Genomic DNA, 565 nt, shown 5'->3' with positions numbered 1-565 from the left:
TGAAAAGATTCTTTACTTTTATTAGTTAATTGAAGCAAAAATATAACATCTTTTATAACTTGTAAAATATCATTTGCTACTTCACCATAGCCCCAAGTAAAGATAATATGATTATCATCTATATTTGTAGCACCAAATAATAAAGAAGGTGCAAAAATTAAAGCACTAAGGAATAAAATGTAAAATCTTTTCATCAATTGTATTAAAGAAGTTAAAGAGTTTGTTTGATATAATTATATTAAGGGTGCAACACCAAAGGGGCGCAACCCTTTAGCGTTAATTTACCGCCCAGAAGGGAGGTGAGCATAATGCTAACAAAAATTATCCTTATAATTATACTCTTAACACTTTGCTATGTCAAGGCTTATTGAGTATCCCCTGCTTTTGCAGGGTTTAGGATAATCCCTTTGGCTTTACCAAACAAACTTTTAACTAAACTCTATCTCCTTTCTATAATTTTATTTTTCTTTTTAATTAGTAGGTTTTCTTGTTAAATTCTCAAGATTGCTTTCAACCTTTTCTTGTATTTTTATAGAATCAGCTTGTATTTTATCTACATCAATAC

1 pseudogene is annotated in these 565 nt (G+C 29.0%); it reads right to left on the bottom strand.

Annotated elements, in window-relative coordinates:
* A pseudogene (locus CAMP18497_RS08230) lies at positions 1–194 on the bottom strand (hypothetical protein); the annotation flags it as partial.
* Between the last annotated feature and the right edge of the window lie 371 nt (positions 195–565).

This window comes from Campylobacter sp. W0066.1 (assembly GCF_024723635.1).
GTDB lineage: Bacteria > Campylobacterota > Campylobacteria > Campylobacterales > Campylobacteraceae > Campylobacter_D > Campylobacter_D lari_C.
This window is presented reverse-complemented; position numbering and strand designations above follow the sequence as displayed.